Below are 21,066 nucleotides of genomic sequence, written 5' to 3'. Positions count from 1 at the left end.
AATGACTCTCTTGCAGGGGCATTTTTTATATTTGTCATGGCAAATTCCTCGAGTTCCACCAAACTTAATTCAACCCAATTGCATTGGTGGCATCATGGAAAGAAGACACTTTTTAGCACTGTGGACATTGTTGTTCGCCCCCTCTTTAAAAGCGAAAACACCAATGCGGTCGACGCCAGCACAAACAGAAGGACCATTTTATCCAGTAGTGGATATTCCTCTTCGTCAAAACTTGATTCTGCAATCAGAAGGCTTGGTCGGTGAACCTATCGTGTTGCAAGGCAGAGTATTAGATACATCGGGAAACCCTGCCTCAGGCATCAAAGTAGAAATCTGGCAATGCGATGGGCAGGGGATTTACGATCATCCTAAGCAACCTGATAACGATAAGTTTGATGCTCACTTTACTGGCTTTGGCGCAGTCGAAACTCAATCGGATGGTCGCTACTTGTTTCAGACCTTGTACCCTGTACCTTATGCTTCTCGCCCACCGCACATTCACGTTAAGTTGTGGCGAGATAATCAAGAACTTCTGACCACTCAGTTGTACTTGAAAGGCAATACTGGCGATGAATGGTGGGGAGGCAAAGCCCGTGATTATCTGCAGTTTGAAACTATACGAATCGACGGGCGGTTAACAGGCGAATTTAACTTTGTGATTGGCTAGCTAATCCGGTTAAGCCATTAACTCAACCAATTGCGCCAAGCATTCTTTATCCAGTATTGGATGAGGCTCAACACCCGTGACTAAAACGATATCCACGGAAGGCAGCGATGGCATATCGTTTAAGATCTCGAGATCATCGCTAACGCTAATACTGCCCATAGCACCGATAGCCATGCCTGAACGTACAATCGCTCTTTGTGCCGATGCTGTATTGCAACACGCCAGTAGTTGATAAGGGATACCACGTTTGGTTAATCCGTCTACCGCTGCCGCATGGTATTTGCAGTCGGTTTGGAAAAGGGCAAGAGGGAGAGGTTGGGCGGCCTCGATATTAAAATCAGGGTGAGCAATCCACACGCCTTTGTCGCTTGCTAGCCAATAACCTTCTTCACTGTCCGGTGCTCTAGTCACAATAGCGGCGTCTAGCTTTCCTTCATCCAGCTTTTCTCTCAAGGTGATGCTGGGCTCACTGAAGACTTGAATCGAACACGTGGGTTCAGATTGTTGTAATACACGAATGACTTTAGGCAGGATATTGTCGTTGTAATCTTCTGGGCAACCTAAGCGAAGAGGACGCTTATTTTCATAGCGTTTCACCTGTTTCAGCGCTTGATTATGTAAGCTGACTAGTTGCTCTGCATGAGAGCGTAGTGCCAATCCCGCTTCACTTAAGACAAGATTGCGACCTTCTTTTTCAAATAAGCTGACACTGAGTTCGTCTTCCAGCTTACGCATTTGTGCACTAAACGCTGATTGGGTGCGATTGATCTGCTTGGCAGCACGAGTGAAACTTCCCGTTTCTACAAAAGCAAGAAAGCTGCGCAACGCATCGATATCCATATCTAAAACTCATCCATCGTTTTTGTTGAAGTGTTCCATCAAAACTATCCGTTAGTCCCCTTAAATACAATCAGATATTGTTAATTGGTAATCAAAACACGAACCGCATGGAGGCGTCATGAAACTGTTTATTGCTAACCAAAACTACTCAAGCTGGTCACTTCGCGCATGGCTGATCTTTTCTCAATTCAAACTGGATGTGGAAGTCACCAAGCTCAAGTTATTCACGGAAGATTTTTATAAGACCTTGGAAGATATTACACCAACGGCGAAAGTACCGGTCTTGATGGATGGCGATGCAACAGTGTGGGATTCATTAGCGATTTTGGAATACGTAAACGAGCAATACTTGCAAGGTAAAGCATGGCCAAGCAACTCCGCAGTACGGGCTAAAGCACGCGCCATCGCTTCAGAAATGCATTCGGGTTTCTTTGATTTAAGAAACGAACTCCCAATGAATATCCGCGCGCGCAGAAAAGTCGATTTAACTGAAGGTGCACGTAAAGATATTGCTCGCATTGACGCTATTTGGGCAGAACAAGCCAAGCTGCATCCGAATGGTTGGCTATTTGGAGAATGGTCAATCGTCGATGCCATGTATGCACCAGTGGCATTGCGTTTCCAAACTTATGGCATCGAGTTATCGGAAGGTGCCAAAGCCTACCAACATAAGGTGCTAGCAAGTGAATCTTTACAGCAATGGTTGGAAGAGGCGAGCCAAGAAACGGATATCGTAGAAGAAGATGAAGCAGGGGTAGAAGTTTAAAGTCACCCCTCTACAGTGGTTGCTTAGTCTACTTCTAAGTAACCACTGTAGAGAAAGTGTCAGTAGAAATTAGATTGTTCCCTTTGGATTATTGCGCCTGACTGCACCAATTTATCTTTTGCCCATTACTTAGTTGTGCATAAATGCAACCTGCTTGTACGGCGATATTATTGTTGTCATAAGGAGAAGATGAGAAGTTAGCAATGATTTGGCTGCCATTCTCAAAGGTTGTCTGCTGGACCTTACCCTCAGAATCTAACCAAGAAAAATCCACTAACGCTTGGTTCCACAACTGTTGATGAATAGGAGCGAAGCCATCCTGATAGTGCTTTAGCGCTTGTATTCGTTTGCTTTGATCTGTCAGAGCTTCGTCTCGAGTGAGATGTACCATCGCTGGGGTGTTGTACAACATCGCAGTTAGATCGCGCTCCATTTTTACATTGCTGAATTTTAGACTGTCAGTATGCCAATGATGAGAGTTAATCACTTCATCATGAAATACCGTTTGATAAAGGGGAACACGATATTGAGGTGCAAAGAGTAGCGAACGATAAGGCTCTTTTACTTTTGCAGATTTAAAGAAGTACTCTGGTTTTTGGTCTGGGTACCAACGACCGAGGTAATACTCAGATTGGCGATGTTTCGTCATGTCGGCGTCAATCCAACCAAAGCCAACCGTTTCTAAGCCGTGAGCAAATGCAATGCCTTTAGTGGTTAACCCGTTGCCGTCCTCAGAACCCAAAACAAGGTCGCTTTGTTTTGCCAACCAACCTAATCTTTGATTAAACGCGTCTAGCATGTCATTTTCGCCACTGTTGTCGCGGTAATCCTCTCTTGCCATTGCAGTCGCATCGACATCCAAGAAAAGACTATTAAAGTGACCATATTTAACAATATCTAACATCCGACGCTTTACATAGTCCAAGTGACAGTTCGGGTTGAGATAATATCCATTCCCTCGAAAACCAGATTTCTTTTTTCCGCTAGCGAGTTCAATTGCGCACCCTAGGCGCATTTCTTCAGGCAAGTTTGCCGTTAACCAACCGTCGTTACTGCCTTTGTGAATCGCAGTGTTATAAGAATCGTATACGCCAACTAAATAGTCTTGTTGTTTCGCGGTATCTATAAGTTGTGGGTTATAGAAGCTTGGCATCCAATTATCAAAACCAAGCCAAAGATGATCTAATCCCGCTTTGTGAAAGTTATCGAGCATGCCAGATGAAAGCGCTTGTCCCCAAGTATTTGTGCCATTCAAATAGCGACCAGCATGCGTTGCTAAGTAGGTCTTAATAGATTGAGCCGCGCGGTACTGATCTTGGATAGTATTGTTGTCTAAGGTTGGATAAGAGACAGGGAACTTTATCGTTAACGAGTCAATAATTGAATCGAGCAGCAGTTGCTTGTGATACTGGCTAAACCATTTTTGCTGTTTTTTTAGTGCGTCTAGCTCTTGTTTTGCGGAGCTTGGCACTGTCAAATTGGATTGTGTCAAATACCAATTCTTCAGACCCCACCAGTCTTTTACATCACTAATGCTAAGTGGACCTTTACCAAACAAATACACGTGGCTTGCTCCAATCAGTTTCTTTACATTGGCATTGCGTTTTGCTTTTGCACTGAGAGGATCGCTGAATCCTTCATGTTGGCGCCATAGGCGATATGCTTTTGCTCCGCTCAACTGCGTGTCATCAATCGATACTTGCAACTTAAAGGGGGCATCTTTATTAAGTTGCGTAAATTGATGGCTCGCAGACATGTTAATTCGTCCATTGACGCGTTCGAAGTTGAGCAGGTTATTGGTTGGCGTTGTAATGAGATAGTTGATGTACTTGCCGTTTTGTTCGACTGTCCAAAATGGCATTTTGAGATCTTGTGTCGTGTTTGAACCCGAATAGTTATCTTCGAGGAACGCAGCCCATTGCGCGTTAGAGATAGGAATTCGCATTCCCTCGCTAAGGGGTAATAGAAGCGTTTGGCTTCGATTTTCATTGAGATCAAACCAATTCAGAGACATTGGTTTTTGGCGAGAAACGGTCGTGTTTGATCCAGAGTCAAAGGAAAGGTCGAGCGTAGAGTCTGATAATCTTGCTGTGACTTCTATTTGGCTAGGAATAAGCTTCCAAGAAACAAGATTCTTTGCCATTTTAAGAATCTCATAACTTTGTTGCTTCTGTTTGTCGACGGTTAATGAGGCTTCGTTTATGGATAATGTATTCCAACGAATTTCCAGTGTTTGCGGTGCAATATAGATTTGGTTGTTTTGATCGTGAAGGTGTATAGGTCGGGCAAAACTTGGTCTGATTGCGATAAGACTAATACTACTAAGAAAAAGAAACAGTAAAACTTTTTTGGGTGACATAATTAAACTCCAATTAACGATAACGTCATTTAATCGAAGTGCAATATTGCGCGTGTCACCTATATGTCTCTATTCATCGATAGGGGATGGCTAATCGCTGGATATACTCAATTTGCACGCCATTTTGAAACTCAACTAATTCAACACTTGCAGTCAAATGTTCTGCTTTGTCCTCGGTGAACGGTTGTTTAGGAATGCCTTCAAGAGAATGGGTAAATGGGATCGTACTGCCTAGCAAATTGTAGTTCTTATCAAACCATTGCCACGTTGCCATGGCTTTTGGGCAAGATGAGACGCTACTTGGCAAAGTTGTTTCGACTGTTCTGTGCCCTTCTTTATTTTCCAGAGATAACCATGGTGCACCTTCTGGAATTGCAATCAGTAAATCGATTTTCTGGTTTCCAAGAGATAAGGTGTAAATTCCCGAGACTGGTTTTTGCAGCAGGTCAATGCTCTCGATTTCTTGATACTGTGGGTTGGCAATCAAGTCACCTTTAAGTAATGCAACACCATTTGGCGATGTGAGTGTAACGGATTGATTTTTCGTGTATTGCTCAACAGAAAGGCGGATTTGATAACCTTGAGAGGTGAGCCCAAATCGCCTAATCACACCAAGCGTGAGTTGTGAAGTCAATTTCTTCCCTGAACTCAACTCCGTTCCACAAGCGGTTTGGGATAGGAGTTCATTCTTGATAGGAACCCAGTATTTGCTACTGATTTCATTCTGACGTAGAGCGAGAAAAAGCTCTTGCCAAGCCAACTGAGGCTGATGAGTCAACGTGGCTTGATAAGTATGTTCCAGCGGAGAGGCTGTAAATAGGTTTGCGTGAGCATAAGTCGACAAAACCGTCCCCGCACCGGCTAAAGCGAATAGGAGCCTTTTGCATACTCGTGTCATTTTTGTTCCTCACGAAGTCGATAACCTACACCGCGATGCGTTTCAATGTTCAAGCTTGGCAGTTTTTGTCTCAAGTGCAATATGTGGTTGTCTACGGTACGAGTGCTGGGAAAGGCTTCATACCCCCAAATTTTGTTCAGCAATTCATCTCGGTGAAAAACTCGCCCTTGGTTTTGAACTAACAGCAATAGTAACTGGAATTCTTTCGGTTTTAGCGCAATGTTCTGCTGTTTAACTCGCGCTACTCTTTGCCCTAAATCCAATTCGATATTCTCGTACGTCAACAAACTAGAACCAAGAGGGCGCAATTGAGTGAGTACTCTTGCAAGTAACTCCTCGCTAGAAAATGGTTTAGTAACGTAATCTTTTGCGCCAGCCATTAGTCCTTCAATACGTTGCTCAACCTCTATTTTTGCCGTTAAAACGATAACAGGTACCGCTTTCAGCAATAGCCACTGAGCTAAGTGTTGTAAACTATCTCCGTCATTTAGCTGACGATCTAAAATTATCACATCCGCTTTATACCAGAGTTTGTTGGCTTGTTCGGCATTGGTCGCCCACAAACACTTGAACTGATGAGATGTGAAAAAGGCAACCAAGCCTTGACCGAGTAGTTCATCGTCTTCAATCAGCAGAATGGTCTTCATAAGGCAGCTCCAATATACAACGAGTAGGGTTACGAAGAATGATGAGTTTTCCATTCGCCATCTTCATTAAATGTTTCACAATATCTAAACCAATCCCCATGTTGTTTGAATGAGTCGCTTTTGAAGGAAATAACCGTTGCCAATAAGAAGGGAACTGACCTTCATCTTGCACTTCTATCGTCAGTGTCTGAGAAACGTGAACATGCACAGTGATGGCTCCGGCTCCATGCTGTTGAGCGTTTTTGACTAAGTTTTCAAGACAAATCGTTAACCAGTAATAAGGTAAGCTAAGTTGCTTTTCTTGGTTGAGTTGATATCTCACATTATTTTTCTCACAGCAGTAGGTTAGCCATTCTTCTAGTGATGCGGTTTGATACAACAACTTATCTGATGTTGAGGTGCTCAAATAGGTCTTACTGTTCTCAGTAAGTTGCGAAAGGCGCTGATAATCTGAAACCAAACGCCAAAACGTATCTTGTAATGTCTCGTCCATATCATCAAATTGATGGCGAAATATATCTACAGTTAGCCCTAAGCTAGTGATAGGGGTTCGAAGTTCATGAGTGAGCAACTGTAAAATAAAACGTTTTTCTCGACGTTGTTTATGCTTTAAAAAGCTCAGTCGAGCAATAAAAGCTAAGCAAATGCCTCCTAAAAGAGTAAGCACGATCTGCCATGAAATTGTCGACGTGTTTCTTTCTGCGATGCATAAATTACTGTAAGTAAAAGCGCAATTCTCACCTTGTAAAGACAGATTGGCTTTTTGAGCTAGCGGCTGCCAAACCGAAGCAGACACCGCTTTTAAGCCACTTTCATTTCCAAGCCATAGGGTATCAGCCTCTAACCATGCTCGATAACCATTTAGCAGGGCATCTCGTCCTTGCGGAGAAAGGGAACCCAGCTTCCGATGTAAGGGGTTAATTGGGTTGGAAATTGTGGTGAATGGTGCAATTGCCATTAATGATTGTGGCTCAATGTTATTATATTTTTTGAGGTATCGATCTGCATAACCACCGCCTGCTGGGTGCATGACATCGTTTGAGCTAAACCAGTCCGGCTTTAATTGTTTTCCTCTACAAAGTGCAAGCTCAAACTCTATCGCTCGGTTAAGTTTGGCGTTATCTGACTTTATGCTTTGGCAATGGGTCGCGGCGGTGTTTAAGAGTCGTAAATCATGCCAAGTAAACGTTTTGAAGTCGGGATAGAGTGCACTACTTTTTAATAAGGCTGGTGGATAACGACTCAATTCGTTCTGTGTAAGGGCATATGGAGTGTTTTGCCATGTATTTTGGTAGAGCTCTTGCCAGCGATTTTGCAAGGTTTCTCCATGCGCCAAGCATGACAGTAAACTGCCAAACAATAAGAAAGATATGCGCTCAAACATGACAAACCTTGGTTTCAAATAGACCCTCGAATTCTAGAGCTATTTCACTGAGTTTTGTAACCCTACTGTCAACAATAGTACCGAAACATAAAAATACGGAGTACAGATAACGGCGATAATATCCGTACCTCGTAGGCTTGTTGAGTCGCTGAGTAATCGTCTAGTTACCCAATTCACTTTTACCTTTTCTTCGTAAGTTAGCACTTAAATTACTCGTTATATTCCAGTTCAGAAAAGGCTTAGCGCCTAACTAAACATTAAGGCGTCGCACTTCATCTCCTGCCTTTTTTACCATTCAAATCAAACCACTTAGCCTGTAATTAATGCGTACCAATCATAGCTGAAATGCAAAGTATTCATTTTACTCATACGGTCAAATCAATAATATTTTTGTGGTTATCGAATAAGGACATTGGTTTTCATATCAAAAACACTTGTGGTGCGCTGACCGAACTGGAGGTGCCTTTGATATGAAAATTAATCTGTTAAAGGAAACTATTTATGACTCAGTTAGTCGATGAAATTGTATTTCAATCAGGGGTCAAACTGCATAATCGTATCGTGATGGCACCGATGACGATTCAGTCTGCATTCTTTGATGGCAGCGTAACGCAAGAGATGATCAACTACTACGCGGCTCGTTCTGGTGATGCAGGGGCGATCATTGTCGAGAGTGCGTTTGTAGAGAATTACGGTCGTGCTTTCCCGGGTGCGCTTGGTATTGATACCGACAGCAAAATCGCAGGTTTAACAAAGCTTGCCGATGCGATTAAAGCAAAAGGCTCTAAAGCTATCCTGCAGATCTACCATGCGGGTCGTATGGCAAACCCTGAGTTCAATGGCGGACACCAACCGATTTCTGCAAGTCCTGTCGCTGCGTTACGTGACAACGCTGAAACACCACTTGAGATGACCAAAGAGCAAATCGAAGAGATGATCGAGCGCTTTGGTGATGCAGTAAACCGTGCAATCCTTGCCGGTTTCGATGGCGTTGAAATTCACGGCGCAAACACATACCTGATTCAGCAATTCTTCTCGCCACACTCAAACCGTCGTAACGACAAATGGGGTGGCAACATTGAAAGACGTACTTCTTTCCCACTGGCTGTACTTGCAAAAACCAAGCAAGTGGCTGAGCAACATAACAAATCTGATTTCATCATCGGTTACCGCTTCTCTCCAGAGGAGATTGAACAGCCGGGCATCCGCTTTGATGACACCATGTTCCTACTAGATAAGCTTGCGACTCACGGCTTGGATTACTTCCATTTCTCAATGGGTAGCTGGTTACGCAATTCTATCGTCACACCTGAGGATCAAGAGCCGCTAATCGACAAATACCGTAAGCTTCAATCTGAAAGTGTCGCAAAAGTACCAGTGATTGGTGTTGGTGGTATTGCTCAGCGTAAAGATGCAGAAAATGCATTAGAGCAAGGTTACGACATGGTCAGTGTCGGTAAAGGTTATTTGGTTGAACCTACTTGGGCAAACAAAGCGCTTAACAATGAGACCTGTGCCGAGTTCGCGGACATCGCGCAACAAGAAACGCTGCAAATTCCAACACCACTTTGGGAAATCATGGACTACATGATTGTGGACAGCGCAGCAGAAGCATTGAAGCACCAACGCATCAAAGAGCTGCAGAACGTTCCAATCAAATTTAACTCAGGTGAATACACGGCGTATGGTCGCGGTCACAATGGTGATTTACCGGTTACCGTTACGTTCTCTGAAGATAAGATCCTCGACATTGTGGTGGACTCTTCAAAAGAATCGGACGGCATCGCAAACCCAGCGTTTGAACGTATTCCTCAACAAATTCTTGATGGTCAAACACTGAACATCGACGTGATTTCAGGTGCGACAGTCAGCAGCCAAGCAGTACTGGACGGCGTATCAAACGCGGTTGATCTGGCGGGCGGTAACTCAGAAGCACTGCGCTGCAAAGCCAAAGAAGCGGTGGCATGGTCATCGAAAACCATCGAAGAAACCGTGGATATCGTGGTTGTTGGCGGCGGCGGTGCCGGCTTGAGTGCAACGTTAACGGCGCTAGATAAAGGCAAGTCGGTTATTTTGCTTGAGAAGTTCCCTGCAATCGGTGGTAACACGGTGCGTACTGGCGGTTGGGTGAACGCGGCAGAACCAAAATGGCAAGGTGATTTCCCTGCACTTCCTGGCGAAAAAGAAACCTTGATGCTGCTAGCGAAAACAGCGGAATCCGAGTTTGCGGGTGAGTACTTAGAAGACTTCAAAGTGCTTAAAGCGCAACTGGATGGCTACTTTACAGACCTTGAGAACGGCAAGCAGTACTTGTTTGATTCTGTCGAATTACACCGCATTCAAACCTACCTTGGTGGTAAACGTACCGACTTGAACGGTGAATCGATTTACGGTCAATACGACTTGGTTGAAACCCTAACATCTCGCTCTATGGAATCTATTGATTGGTTGAGTGAAAAGGGCATTGATTTTGACCGTAGCGTTGTTGAGATCCCCGTTGGTGCCTTGTGGCGTCGTGCACACAAACCTAAACGTCCAAAAGGCGTAGAGTTTGTCGACAAACTATCAAAACGCATTCAAGAGCAAAACGGTCGCATCATTACAGATACGCGTGCAACGGATTTGATGGTTGATAACGGTAAAGTGGTGGGCATCAAAGCGGTTCAAGCGGACGGCACAGAGCTTATCCTTCACGTGAATCATGGTGTGGTGTTGGCTTCTGGTGGTTTCGGCGCAAACACTCAGATGATCAAAAAGTACAACACATACTGGAAAGAAATCGCGGACGACATCAAGACCACAAACTCACCAGCATTGGTTGGTGACGGCATCGAAATTGGTGAGAAAGCAGGCGCAGAATTAGTTGGTATGGGCTTTGTGCAATTAATGCCAGTTGGTGACCCTAAATCAGGTGCGCTGCTGACCGGTCTGATTGTGCCACCAGAGAACTTTGTATTCGTGAACAAGCAAGGTAAGCGCTTTGTTGATGAGTGTGGTAGCCGTGACGTGCTTTCTGAGGCGTTCTTCGATAACGGTGGTCTGATTTACATGATTGCGGACGAGAACATTCGTCAAACCGCAGCGAATACGTCAGATGAAACCATCGAACGTGAAATCAAAGAAGGCATCATTATTCAAGCTGACACGCTAGAAGAGTTGGCAGAGAAAATTGGCGTTCCGACGCAAGAGCTAACTAACACCATCGCACAATACAACGCTTGTGTGGATGCAGGACAGGATCCTGAGTTCCATAAGAGTGCGTTCGGTTTGAAAGTGGAAAAAGCACCGTTCTACGCGACGCCACGTCAGCCTTCAGTTCACCATACTATGGGCGGCTTGAAGATTGATACTAAGGCGCGCGTGATTGGTAAAGACGGCGAAGTTATTCAAGGTCTATACGCAGCGGGCGAAGTAACAGGTGGCATCCACGCGGGTAACCGTCTCGGAGGTAACGCGCTGATCGATATCTTCACTTATGGTCGCATCGCTGGTGAGAGTGCATCTGATCTTGTTTAAGCACTCATTCAAGAGCGAAACAGAGCAAGATAAGTAATCAATAAGAGGGGAGTGATGCTTCCCTCTTTTTCCGTATTCAGTGTTTGGAGAAATCGATGAGCACCAATAAATACAGCGCCAGATTTCAGATGATGGGCACCTTTATCGATGTGGTGGTGTATCACTCGAATGGTGAGCAACTGATCAGAGAAGCCTATGCCCAACTCGCCGATTATGCAGAGCGATTCACGGTCAATCAATCCCACTCTGAGCTGATGTGCGTCAACCAAAATGCGGGCATTGCGCCTGTGGTGGTAGCAGATGACCTATTTGACCTGATTAAGCTTGCTAAACAATACAGTGAAGACACAAGAAACCCGTTTAACGTTGCAGTTGGTCCGCTTGTAAAAGCGTGGCGAATTGGTTTTAAGGATGCCAAAGTGCCGTCTCATGATGTGATTACCGACAAGTTATCCTTGGTCGATCCTACCAAGATCATTTTGAACGAAGATGACCACTCGGTGTTCTTAGCTCAAAAGGGGATGGAGATAGACTTGGGCGCGATTGCTAAAGGTTACTTCGCTGGTCAGGTAAAGCACAAACTGGTTGAAGCAGGCGTACAAAGCGGTTTTATCAGTTTGGGTGGGAACGTACTGACCATCGGTCATTCGCCAGATAACAGCAACAAAGCATGGAATGTGGGCATTCAGAACCCATTATCAGAGCGTGGTGACGTAGTTCGCGTCGTACCTTTACAAGGCATGTCGATGGTGACATCGGGTATCAATGAGCGATTTTTTGAATCCAACGGGCAGCGTTATCATCACTTGTTGGATGCCAAAACGGGGATGCCAATCTCAACCGATATCGCCAGTTTGACGATTATCTCTCGCCTGTCTGTCGATGGTGAAATTTGGAGTACTGCTGGCTTTTTACCGAGTGTAGAAGATTCGATGTCGTACCTAAATCAGCAACAAGGTATCGAGGCAGTGGTTGTTTCAAAGCAAGGTGAAGTGCACGTCACACAAGGGCTGATGGACTATAAAGGCTGTATTTTATTGCGCGAAGAGTCAGCTCTGGGAGAGTAATATGAGGCAGAGATTCAAACCTGCCTCGTATCATTAACTTATCGCGTTAGCGTTAATCGTCCGCACCGCATTTAGCGCACTCTTCGTACGTGCGTTCGCCTTCACTGATCACAACATAGCTACCCACACATTGGTCACATAGCGCCAGTTTTGGGTAGGCAATTTTCTCTTTCTTAGACGTCGTGTCGCCTTCAGTTACGTAGTATTTTCGCATTGTCATGATTCATCAGTTGGAACAAGGGCGGCATTATATCCGGAATTGAAATGCGCTGGTGGATTTGTTCGTGTCGAAGGCAAATTTCTCTGCATAAAAACAGCAGTTGGATTGTTTATCCATTTGTTAGAGCGTAAACATACTAACGTTTTTACATGTTTTGATAGCTTGGTCCGCCGCCACCTTCTGGTGCTTTCCATGTAATGTTTTGCGATGGATCTTTGATGTCACAGGTTTTGCAATGCACACAATTTGCGGCATTAATTTGGAATATTCGCTCGCCTTCGACTTCTACCACTTCATACACGCCAGCAGGGCAGTAGCGCTGGCTTGGCTCATCAAACTTCTTCAAATGGACTTGAATCGGAATATGAGGATAGGCGAGTTGCAAGTGACAAGGCTGATTTTCTTCGTGTTGTGTACCTGACAAAAATACTGATGAGGGTTTATCGAAGCTGATTACACCATCTGGTTTCGAGTATTGAATAGGTTGGCACTCATCAATTGGTTTCAGCTGTTCATGATCGTGCGAAGGATCAGTGATTGTCCACGGTACTGGTTTCTTAACCAGAGGCTGCCACAGATTGTGTTCGAAGGTGGAAAGTACGCCGCCGAGTATGCTGCCGAATTTGTGAATGTTCGCACCAAAGTTGCGTGTGTCACTAAGCTCTTCATACAACCATGAATCTTCAAACTTGGTTTGGTAATCCGGTTCCGAATTGGATTGTGTGAATGCTTCAGCAATGGCTTCTGCGGCTAATAAACCGGATTTCATCGCAGTATGGCTGCCTTTGATTTTGGCGACGTTCAAAGTACCTGCATCACAGCCAATCAATAGACCGCCGGGGAATTGCTGTCTCGGCAGAGAAGATAGTCCACCTTTCGCAATGGCTCTTGCGCCGTAAGCGATGCGTTGAGCGCCTTTCAAATGTTGTTCGATTGCAGGGTGGTGTTTAAAGCGTTGAAATTCGTCAAACGGACTTAAGTAAGGGTTACTGTAATTCAAGTCGACAATAAGCCCGACAGCGATTTGGTTGTTCTCCATGTGATAGAGAAAACCGCCACCCGTGGTGTTGGATTCACTCAAAGGATACCCTGCAGAATGAATCACGCTGCCTGATTGGTCTCTGGCATCGGCAGGTAACTCCCAAATCTCTTTAAGCCCGAGCGCATAATGTTGCGGTTGCTTGTCATCGTTTAAACCAAATCGTTGGATGAGCTCTTTTCCTAAATGACCTCGGCACCCCTCGGCGAATACCGTATATTTGGCTTTTAGCTCAATACCGGCTTCAAAGTTGGGTTTGGCTTCTCCGTTCTTGTCCAAGCCCATGTCGCTGGTGTTTACCCCTGTAACAGCGCCAAATGCATCGTAGTTAATCGTGGATGCAGCGAAACCGGGATAGACCTCAACGCCAAGCGATTCTGCTTGTTCTGCTAACCAACGACACAAGTTCGCCAAGCTAATGACGTAGTTGTTTTCGTCATTGTGCATTGGGTTGGGAGTAAGAAAGTGGGGAATACGAATGTGATTCAGGTCTGTGGTTAGGTACAAGAAGGCATCGTTTTTTACCGCGGCGGAAAGCGGTGCGCCAATGCTTTGCCAATCAGGAAAGAGTTCGTCTAATGCACGCGTTTCGAATACCGCGCCAGATAAGATATGTGCACCAACTTCTGAACCTTTCTCTACCACACAAATAGACAGCGGCTCACCTTCACGCTCTTGGTTGAGTTGCGCTAAGCGGCATGCTGCACTCAAACCTGCAGGTCCGGCGCCGACAATCACCACATCAAATTCCATGCATTCTCTTTCCATCTTCTTGCTTCCTTTATGCGAAACCTTTCTTTGTGATTCAGGTGCTTCTTCTATTACGCAGTGCTCGTATAAAGAACTATAGTCCAGTTGACGTAAACGTAAACTAAACTAAGCTCAAATGGTAACGTCATAGGGCGTGATAAAGATTTTGAGTGACAATGTCACAATGCGTTTTTTGTTAGCAAGGTAATGAAAAGACTGAGCTTTAACACAAATCTTCGTCACGCATGACCCAATTGCTAGGACGCGTATCGCTTTGCGATCTGCTAGGAGGGAATGTGAAAGTACTGGTTGCGATTAAACGTGTAATTGACCCTTACGTTAAAGTAAGAGTCAAATCTGATGGTTCCGGCGTGGAAACCAACAACGTGAAGATGACGATGAACCCATTCTGTGAAATCGCGGTGGAAGAGGCAGTACGCCTTAAAGAAACTGGGGTAGCAGAGGAGGTGTTGGTGGTGTCGATTGGTGACACCAGTTGTCAGGAACAATTGCGCTCAGCGCTCGCATTAGGTGCGGATCGTGCGATTCATATTGATGTTGAACAGTCACCAGAACCGCTCGCGGTCGCGAAGTTACTCAAAGTTGTGATGGAGCAAGAGCAGGCTCAATTGGTGCTTCTGGGTAAACAGTCAATCGATACTGATAACAACCAAGTCGCGCAAATGTTGGCGGCACTGACTAATCGTCCGCAGGGGACATTTGCATCGGAAGTGAAAGTAGAAGGGGAAACGGTTCTGGTTACGCGAGAAATCGATGGTGGCTTAGAAACTCTGAAATTGGATCTGCCTGCGATCATCAGTACGGATTTGCGATTGAATGAACCGCGTTATGCCTCGCTACCGAACATCATGAAAGCGAAGAAGAAGCCGTTATCGGTAATGACGCCAGACTTCTTTGGTGTGAGTGTTGAACGCTCTCAGCAAGTACTGGAAGTCATGACACCGCCTGCCCGTAAAGCCGGTGAGATTGTGGGCAGTGTGAGCGAGTTAGTCGACAAGCTCAAAAATGAAGCGAAAGTGATTTAGGAGGCATAACCATGGAAAACAAACCGTTAGCAACCTTGGTCGTTGTGGAGCACGACAACAAATCACTTTCAGCGGATACATTACGTGCGTTGAGCGCGGCTTCTCAGATTCAACAAGACGGTGCCTCTTTGCCTGTCACCGCCTTGTTAGTCGGACATCAGTGCAGCTCGGTTTTGGATGAGTTGAAGTTTGTGCAAGGTATCTCGCAGATCATCGCTATTGATGCTGCCGAATATCAGCATGCACTGGCAGAAAATTTATCTACTTTGATTGCCGAAGTTGGTCGGGATTATTCTCATATCCTTGCCCCTGCCAGTACCTTTGGTAAGAATTTGATGCCCCGTGTCGCTGCCTCACTGGATGTTGGGCAGTTGTCAGATGTGATTGCGATCGAATCGCTCGATACGGTTATTCGCCCCATTTATGCCGGTAATGCGTTAGCCAGAGTTCGTTCGGACGATACAACCAAAGTAATGACGATTCGAAGTTCATCGTTTGACGCAATTCCGGTGTCTGACTCACCAGTAGTCGAGAATGTCGTGACGTTAGAAACGGTCATTAAGGCAGAGCACAGTGAGTTTGTTTCACAGCAAAAAGCGGAAAGTGAAAGACCAGAACTACCTGCGGCAAACGTTGTTGTCTCGGGTGGTCGAGGGTTAGGCAGTAAAGAGAATTTCGCGCTGGTGGAACAGCTTGCCGACAAGCTTGGTGGTGCAATTGGTGCATCACGTGCTGCGGTAGACGCTGGTTTTGTCTCTAACGATTTGCAAGTTGGGCAAACGGGTAAGATTATTGCGCCTCAACTGTACATTGCTGTGGGTATTTCTGGGGCGATTCAGCATTTGGCTGGGATGAAAGATTCCAAGGTGATTGTGGCGATCAACAGTGATCCTGAAGCGCCAATCTTCCAAGTCGCAGACTATGGTTTGGTTGGTGATTTGTTTGAGATTATGCCGGAGTTGCTGGAGAAGGTTTAAGTTCGGTATTTGTGGGGCGTCATTCCCTAGAGCGAAGAATGAGCAAGTAGGGAATCCCTTCTTGCTCACTACTTTAAGTCGTCATTCTGAACAGCGAGGAACGAGCGCGATTCAGAATCCGCTATCAAAGTGCGCTGTGGGTTCTTACTACGAAAGACCTTCGGTGTTCGTTGTTCTTAGATTCCTAGTCGCGCCTAGGCTTGCTGGAATGACGCGCTAGAGTTTCTTGCTAAGATTCAAATTCTTAAGTCGCTTTTTGCTAAGTGCAAACCAAACCGCCTCATTCCCTAGAGCGAAGAATGAGCGAGTAGGGAATCCCTTCATGCTCGCTACTTTAAGTCGTCATTCTGAACAGCGAGGAACGAGCGTGATTCAGAATCTATTGTCAAAGTGCACGGTTGGAATATCGCTATGAAAGCCCTTCAGTGCATTTTGCCATTAGATTGCTAGTCGCGCTTAGGCTTGCTGGAATGACGCGCTAAAGTTTCTTCTTAAGTATTAGGTTTTTACGGCGCTTTTTGTTGATTACAGACCAAACAGCGTCATTCCCTAGAGTGAAGAATGAACGAGTAGGGAATCTTTTTCTTGCTTACTACTTTAAGTCGTCATTCTGAACTGCGAGAAACGAGCGTGATTCAGAATCTTTTCAAATTCACTCTCAAAACAAAGGGCTTCCAATCGGAAGCCCTTTTGTTATTCATGGCAAACGTTGTTTTAAATGCTCGGTTTTCTCAAGTGCTCTGCCAGCACTTTTGTGAATCTTGCCGCTTCACCGCCGGTACATGCGCGATGATCAAACGTAATCGAAAGTGGCATAGCTTTCACTGCCACAGCTTGTCCGTCTCGAATTACGACTTTCTCAATGATTCGACCTGCACCGACAATGGCGACTTGTGGCGGCGTAACTACAGGCGTTGCGTAAATGCCTGCAATCGCGCCAAAGTTTGAAAGCGTAATGGTGGCGTGCTGTAACTGCTCACGACCGATCTTACGTTCACGTATGCCTTGTACGGTTTGGTCCAACCAACGACGTACCTCTTGAGGCTCATATTCGTCGGCATGTCGCAGAACTGGCACGTACAAACCGTGTCGGCTGTCTACGGCGATACCAATGTTCACCGTGCTGTGGACACAACGCGTCATGGTTTCGGCATCGAACCATGCATTCATAGCTGGCTCTTCCTGACACGCATGCACGATCGCTTGGACCAGACGAATACTGATGTCTTCACCTTGCTTCCAGCCATCTAAGACAGCTTCCTCAGTAATGGTCACTGCCGCGACATTGTGATGGGATTCCGCCATGGTCGACACCATGGTTCGGCGTGCGCCTTTGAGTACTTCTGTACCGGGACGTTGTTTGCCTGCTTCATCGTAGATGTCGGCATCGACGATCAAACCATCCGGACCGCTGCCTTTAACTAACTCCAAATCAACACCCAGTTTCTTCGCTAATAAGCGAGCAGAAGGTAGGGCTGTGATGAGGTTATCAGGCGATGGATTGTGTTCGCCACCAATCCAGAAGTCGTCCACATTCACGCTGTGTGCATGTTGGGATACATTACCGACCACGGTTGCTGCATCGGCAGTTTGTTTCTGTTCAGAGACGGTTTGCTCTGCTCCGGATTCATCAATTTCCAGAAGTAGAGCACCAATGTTGATTACGTCGCCTTCTTCACCATGACGACTCACGATACGACCGCCATAAGGCGCAGGGACGTCCACGGTCGCTTTTGCGGTTTCGACGGTAAGCACCACTTGATCGAGCTTGACCATATCGCCGACACTGATATGCCATTTCACAATTTCTGACTCAGCGAGACCTTCGCCGAGATCGGGTAAGTTAAACGTCTTCATTTCCAATCCTCCACGAGTTCGCGCGCGGCGAGCACAATGTCTTCTTCCTGAATCATGTAATAATCTTCGTTGCGGTAGTACGGCATGATGGTATCCATACCTGTGACACGTTTTGGTGGCGCTTTGAGTAGGCACATGGCATGTTCTGCGGTTCTGGCTAACAGCTCTGAGCCGACACCACAGGTTTTGCTGGCTTCATGTACCACCAAGAGGCGTCCGGTTTTCTCTAGCGAACGGAAGATGGACGCGGTATCAATGGGTTTGATACTGGCTAAATCAATCACCTCAACTTCGATACCTTGATTGGACAGCGTTTGAGCCGCTTGCAGTGATTCGACCACGCAGGCGCCCCAAGTCACGAGCGTGATGTCGCGACCTTTGCGAAGGGTAAAGCATGTGTCGAGAGGTAGCGCTTCGCCATTACCCACCACTTCAGATTTCACTGTGCGATAGATACGTTTTGGCTCAAAGAACATTACCGGATCGTTGCTACGAATGGCTGCTAGGAGCAAACCATAAGCGCGTTGCGGTGATGAAGGAATCACAACCTTAAAACCTGCGGTGTGAGCAAACAATGCTTCGACACTTTCGGAGTGGTGTTCTGGTGCGTGAATACCGCCACCAAAGGGCGCGCGGAACACTGCAGGGCAGGTGAGTCGACCACGAGTACGGTTACGCATTCGCGCTGCATGACACATTAAATGCTCCAGTGCAGGGAAGACAAAGCCTTGGAATTGAAACTCTGCCACTGGTCTTAAGCCTTGCGTTGCCATGCCGACAGTGACACCGCCAATAAGCGCTTCAGCTAGAGGTGTGTCGATAACGCGCTTAAGACCGTATTTTTGTTTGAGTCCAACTGTGGCGCGGAATACACCACCGTTATCACCCACATCTTCGCCAAGGACGATGACATTCGGATCGTGTTCCATTTCATGGTGCAGCGCGAGGTTCACTGCTTCAACTAACGTGAGTTCAGCCATGTTTCCCTCCCTGCATTCGCATTGCTTTGTTGATTAGCTCATCCCTCTGCGCATGAAGCTCTTGGGGTAGGGATTCATAAAGGAAATCGAAGCCCGTTTCAGGCGCTTGATTCGGCATGTTGAGATAACGTTCAACGGCGAGTTCAACTTGTTCTTTACAGTGGGCTTGCCACTCTTGCTCTTTCTCGTTACTCCAAACGCCTTGATTGGTGAGAAAAGCTTTAAGTCGACGAACGGGTTCATATTGCCAAGCCGTTTGAACCTCGTCCTCGTTTCGATAGCGGGTCGCGTCGTCGGCGGTGGTGTGATCGCTCAGGCGGTAACTTATTGCTTCAATTAACGTTGCGCCTTTGCCTTTTCTGGCTCGTTCGAGGGCAGTCATTGTTGCATCAAACACCGCGACGACATCGTTGCCATCCACCGTAATACCGGGGATGCCAGCACCTTTGGCTTTCTCTGAGAGAAATTCCGCAGCACATTGCAAACTGCGCGGTACGGAGATCGCCCATTGGTTATTGTTCACCACAAAGACTAATGGGATGTTCCATGCGCCCGCACAGTTAATGGATTCAAGGAAGTCGCCTTTGGAAGTGCCGCCATCGCCGCACATCACCAAAGCCGCATCGTGATTGCCTTGGATTTTCAGTGCTGCCGCAACACCAACGGCATGGGTACACTGAGTTGCGATTGGGACACAGAAGGGGAGGTCTTTGCTCGGAAAAGGGCTGCCTTCAGGAGCGAAGTCGCTGCCGCGCTCATCGCCTCCCCAGTATTGCAGGTTCTTTTCCATTCCTATACCACGACACCACATGGCTGGCATATCGCGATAATAAGGAACAAACACATCACTGGCTTTCAGCGCTCTGCCTACCGCTATCCCAACGGCTTCCGAGCCAAGGTGTGATGGGTAGGTGCCTAATTTACCAGTGCGTTGCAGGGCAACGGCTTTGTTATCGTAGGTGCGAGTTAATACCATGTCTTGGTAAAACCCGACCAAGGTTTCGAGATCAGCCCAGTTGGGTAGTTGGCTGACGAGGTTCCCATCATGGTCGATAAACCGATGCATGGGTAATGCCTGAACGTTCATCTCAAGCTCCTTTTGACGCTGCGGGTCTTTTGGACTGCAGCTGCTCATTGTTTCGATCTCAGCCTGTATGGGTACTCAGGCTTTGATATCAGCGCAAAAGGTCATACCTAGGATTGCAGTTGTTTTGATAGTTATCGACGCTTTTGGTGCTCGTCTCTCTAACAAAAGTGTGTTCTGGTAAAACACAAGGCGTCATTAATTACTGCTGTTTACACCGCCTAATCCAGTGATGAATCTTGGTATAACCAGATACAATAAGTGTAAACAAATTGTTAAATTATGCTTTAATTTGAGTTGTAACCCACAGTAAAGTTTCGCTTACACCGTACTTTTCTAGGATAAAATACTGCTTTTTTGAATTGTACGTTTTCGAAGTTGAAGGGAATCACTGAGTTTGACAGGAAATTTGTAATAAAATTATGCTGTAAAATTCGACAGGTTGAGTGAATTATCAACCATATTTGTGCAGATCCAGTAACACGTTAATCTCTCCGTCACGCTTTGACGATAGATTTGAATTTGTCGCTTCCCTCGATAGTTGAATGCAGGTAGTGTGGCGACTAATGAAAGTCAGTGATACGCATGGAGAAGTTATGTACCACATTCATGTTTACTTCCCGCTTCAGCAGCAGGATAAAGCTCAAGCCTTAAATGAGATCATTCGTCAAGAACGCCAAGATGTTTTGCGCGTTTTCCCTTTAGTGTGCAAGTTGGTTGGTCCACATAAGATGCCGATGTTTGAGCTGCATGTTGAATCGATAAGTGATGAGTTTATCGCATGGCTTGATACTATTCGTGGCGGTTTTTCGGTTCTGATTCATCCTGTCAGTGATAACGAGCTGCGTGATCATACCGAGCGTGCGATTTGGTTAGGTCGTGAGCTTGGCGTGTTTGAAGAAAAGCTCGAAGCATAATTCGTTTGGGTAGACCGTTTCTTTCCCTCCTATTTGGTCTATCCAGATTCAG

Annotated in this window: 17 protein-coding genes; 7 read left to right on the top strand and 10 right to left on the bottom strand. The window is 46.0% G+C overall.

The genetic code is table 11. From position 1 onward, the window contains the following. Positions 1 to 94: 94 nt before the first annotated feature. On the top strand, positions 95 to 667 hold the full coding sequence (locus NL647_RS05235) for a protocatechuate 3,4-dioxygenase (protein ID WP_061066509.1): 573 nt from the start codon (positions 95 to 97) through the stop codon (positions 665 to 667). A 9-nt stretch (positions 668 to 676) separates the two neighbouring features. Here the strand turns inward: NL647_RS05235 and NL647_RS05230 are convergent, their stop codons facing one another. Next, positions 677 to 1,507, bottom strand: coding sequence for a LysR family transcriptional regulator (locus tag NL647_RS05230; RefSeq protein ID WP_017190893.1), 831 nt, complete (start codon positions 1,505 to 1,507; stop codon positions 677 to 679). A 118-nt stretch (positions 1,508 to 1,625) separates the two neighbouring features. On the opposite strand from NL647_RS05230, the gene NL647_RS05225 reads away from it, so the two are divergent. Beyond that, complete coding sequence (locus tag NL647_RS05225; RefSeq protein ID WP_253649769.1) at positions 1,626 to 2,273, top strand: glutathione S-transferase family protein; 648 nt, start codon at positions 1,626 to 1,628, stop codon at positions 2,271 to 2,273. Positions 2,274 to 2,361: 88 nt separating this feature from the next. Here NL647_RS05225 and NL647_RS05220 read toward each other — a convergent pair whose 3' ends face one another. The 4 genes from NL647_RS05220 to NL647_RS05205 form a co-directional block, all read right to left on the bottom strand. Beyond that, the gene (locus NL647_RS05220) at positions 2,362 to 4,632 is read right to left on the bottom strand and encodes a glycoside hydrolase (protein WP_253649768.1); all 2,271 of its coding nucleotides are present in this window, start codon (positions 4,630 to 4,632) and stop codon (positions 2,362 to 2,364) included. 73 nt (positions 4,633 to 4,705) lie between these two features. Next, the gene (locus NL647_RS05215; protein WP_009696335.1) at positions 4,706 to 5,530 is read right to left on the bottom strand and encodes a DUF2861 family protein; all 825 of its coding nucleotides are present in this window, start codon (positions 5,528 to 5,530) and stop codon (positions 4,706 to 4,708) included. Continuing rightward, on the bottom strand, positions 5,527 to 6,177 hold the full coding sequence (locus NL647_RS05210; protein WP_005531518.1) for a response regulator transcription factor: 651 nt from the start codon (positions 6,175 to 6,177) through the stop codon (positions 5,527 to 5,529). The genes NL647_RS05215 and NL647_RS05210 overlap by 4 nt, the downstream gene beginning before the upstream one ends. Next, positions 6,155 to 7,561: a DUF3404 domain-containing protein gene (locus NL647_RS05205; protein WP_253649767.1), complete on the bottom strand. Its 1,407-nt coding sequence runs from the start codon at positions 7,559 to 7,561 to the stop codon at positions 6,155 to 6,157. Before NL647_RS05205 ends, NL647_RS05210 begins: the two co-directional genes overlap by 23 nt. 501 nt (positions 7,562 to 8,062) lie before the next feature. On the opposite strand from NL647_RS05205, the gene NL647_RS05200 reads away from it, so the two are divergent. Next, positions 8,063 to 11,077, top strand: coding sequence for a flavocytochrome c (locus NL647_RS05200; RefSeq protein ID WP_253649766.1), 3,015 nt, complete (start codon positions 8,063 to 8,065; stop codon positions 11,075 to 11,077). 95 nt (positions 11,078 to 11,172) lie between these two features. Beyond that, complete coding sequence (locus NL647_RS05195; RefSeq protein ID WP_253649765.1) at positions 11,173 to 12,144, top strand: FAD:protein FMN transferase; 972 nt, start codon at positions 11,173 to 11,175, stop codon at positions 12,142 to 12,144. A gap of 52 nt (positions 12,145 to 12,196) precedes the next feature. On the opposite strand, the gene NL647_RS05190 is transcribed toward NL647_RS05195, so the two are convergent. Then, a complete protein-coding gene (locus tag NL647_RS05190; RefSeq protein WP_153303268.1) occupies positions 12,197 to 12,364 on the bottom strand; it encodes a hypothetical protein in 168 nt (55 codons plus the stop codon). A gap of 145 nt (positions 12,365 to 12,509) precedes the next feature. Continuing rightward, positions 12,510 to 14,171 carry an electron transfer flavoprotein-ubiquinone oxidoreductase gene (locus NL647_RS05185; protein ID WP_253649764.1) on the bottom strand — a complete coding sequence of 554 codons (1,662 nt, stop codon included), beginning with the start codon at positions 14,169 to 14,171 and terminating at the stop codon, positions 12,510 to 12,512. 278 nt (positions 14,172 to 14,449) lie between these two features. On the opposite strand from NL647_RS05185, the gene NL647_RS05180 reads away from it, so the two are divergent. Together NL647_RS05180 and NL647_RS05175 are read left to right on the top strand one after the other, a co-directional pair. Then, entirely contained in the window at positions 14,450 to 15,199 is a 750-nt protein-coding gene (locus tag NL647_RS05180) for an electron transfer flavoprotein subunit beta/FixA family protein (protein ID WP_253649763.1), read from the top strand. A gap of 11 nt (positions 15,200 to 15,210) precedes the next feature. Continuing rightward, positions 15,211 to 16,176, top strand: coding sequence for an electron transfer flavoprotein subunit alpha/FixB family protein (locus NL647_RS05175; RefSeq protein ID WP_253649762.1), 966 nt, complete (start codon positions 15,211 to 15,213; stop codon positions 16,174 to 16,176). 714 nt (positions 16,177 to 16,890) lie between these two features. Here the strand turns inward: NL647_RS05175 and NL647_RS05170 are convergent. From NL647_RS05170 to pdhA, 3 genes are read right to left on the bottom strand one after another with little or no spacing between them, the layout of a single operon-like run. Further along, positions 16,891 to 18,033 (bottom strand): dihydrolipoamide acetyltransferase family protein, encoded by a 1,143-nt coding sequence (locus NL647_RS05170; protein ID WP_253649761.1) that lies wholly within the window; start codon positions 18,031 to 18,033, stop codon positions 16,891 to 16,893. Further along, on the bottom strand, positions 18,030 to 19,013 hold the full coding sequence (locus NL647_RS05165; RefSeq protein ID WP_253649760.1) for an alpha-ketoacid dehydrogenase subunit beta: 984 nt from the start codon (positions 19,011 to 19,013) through the stop codon (positions 18,030 to 18,032). The genes NL647_RS05170 and NL647_RS05165 overlap by 4 nt, the downstream gene beginning before the upstream one ends. Continuing rightward, positions 19,006 to 20,100, bottom strand: a complete 1,095-nt coding sequence (pdhA, locus tag NL647_RS05160; RefSeq protein WP_009704619.1) for a pyruvate dehydrogenase (acetyl-transferring) E1 component subunit alpha — start codon at positions 20,098 to 20,100, stop codon at positions 19,006 to 19,008. The genes NL647_RS05165 and pdhA overlap by 8 nt, the downstream gene beginning before the upstream one ends. A gap of 593 nt (positions 20,101 to 20,693) precedes the next feature. On the opposite strand from pdhA, the gene NL647_RS05155 reads away from it, so the two are divergent. Continuing rightward, positions 20,694 to 21,014 (top strand): DOPA 4,5-dioxygenase family protein, encoded by a 321-nt coding sequence (locus NL647_RS05155; RefSeq protein ID WP_005450131.1) that lies wholly within the window; start codon positions 20,694 to 20,696, stop codon positions 21,012 to 21,014. Positions 21,015 to 21,066 lie beyond the last annotated feature (52 nt).

Origin of the sequence: Vibrio sp. Y29_XK_CS5, from assembly GCF_024181835.1 — a bacterium.
Classification (GTDB): Bacteria; Pseudomonadota; Gammaproteobacteria; order Enterobacterales; family Vibrionaceae; genus Vibrio; species Vibrio harveyi.
The sequence above is the reverse complement of the archived record's forward strand: the minus strand, read 5'-3'. Positions and strand labels throughout refer to the sequence as shown.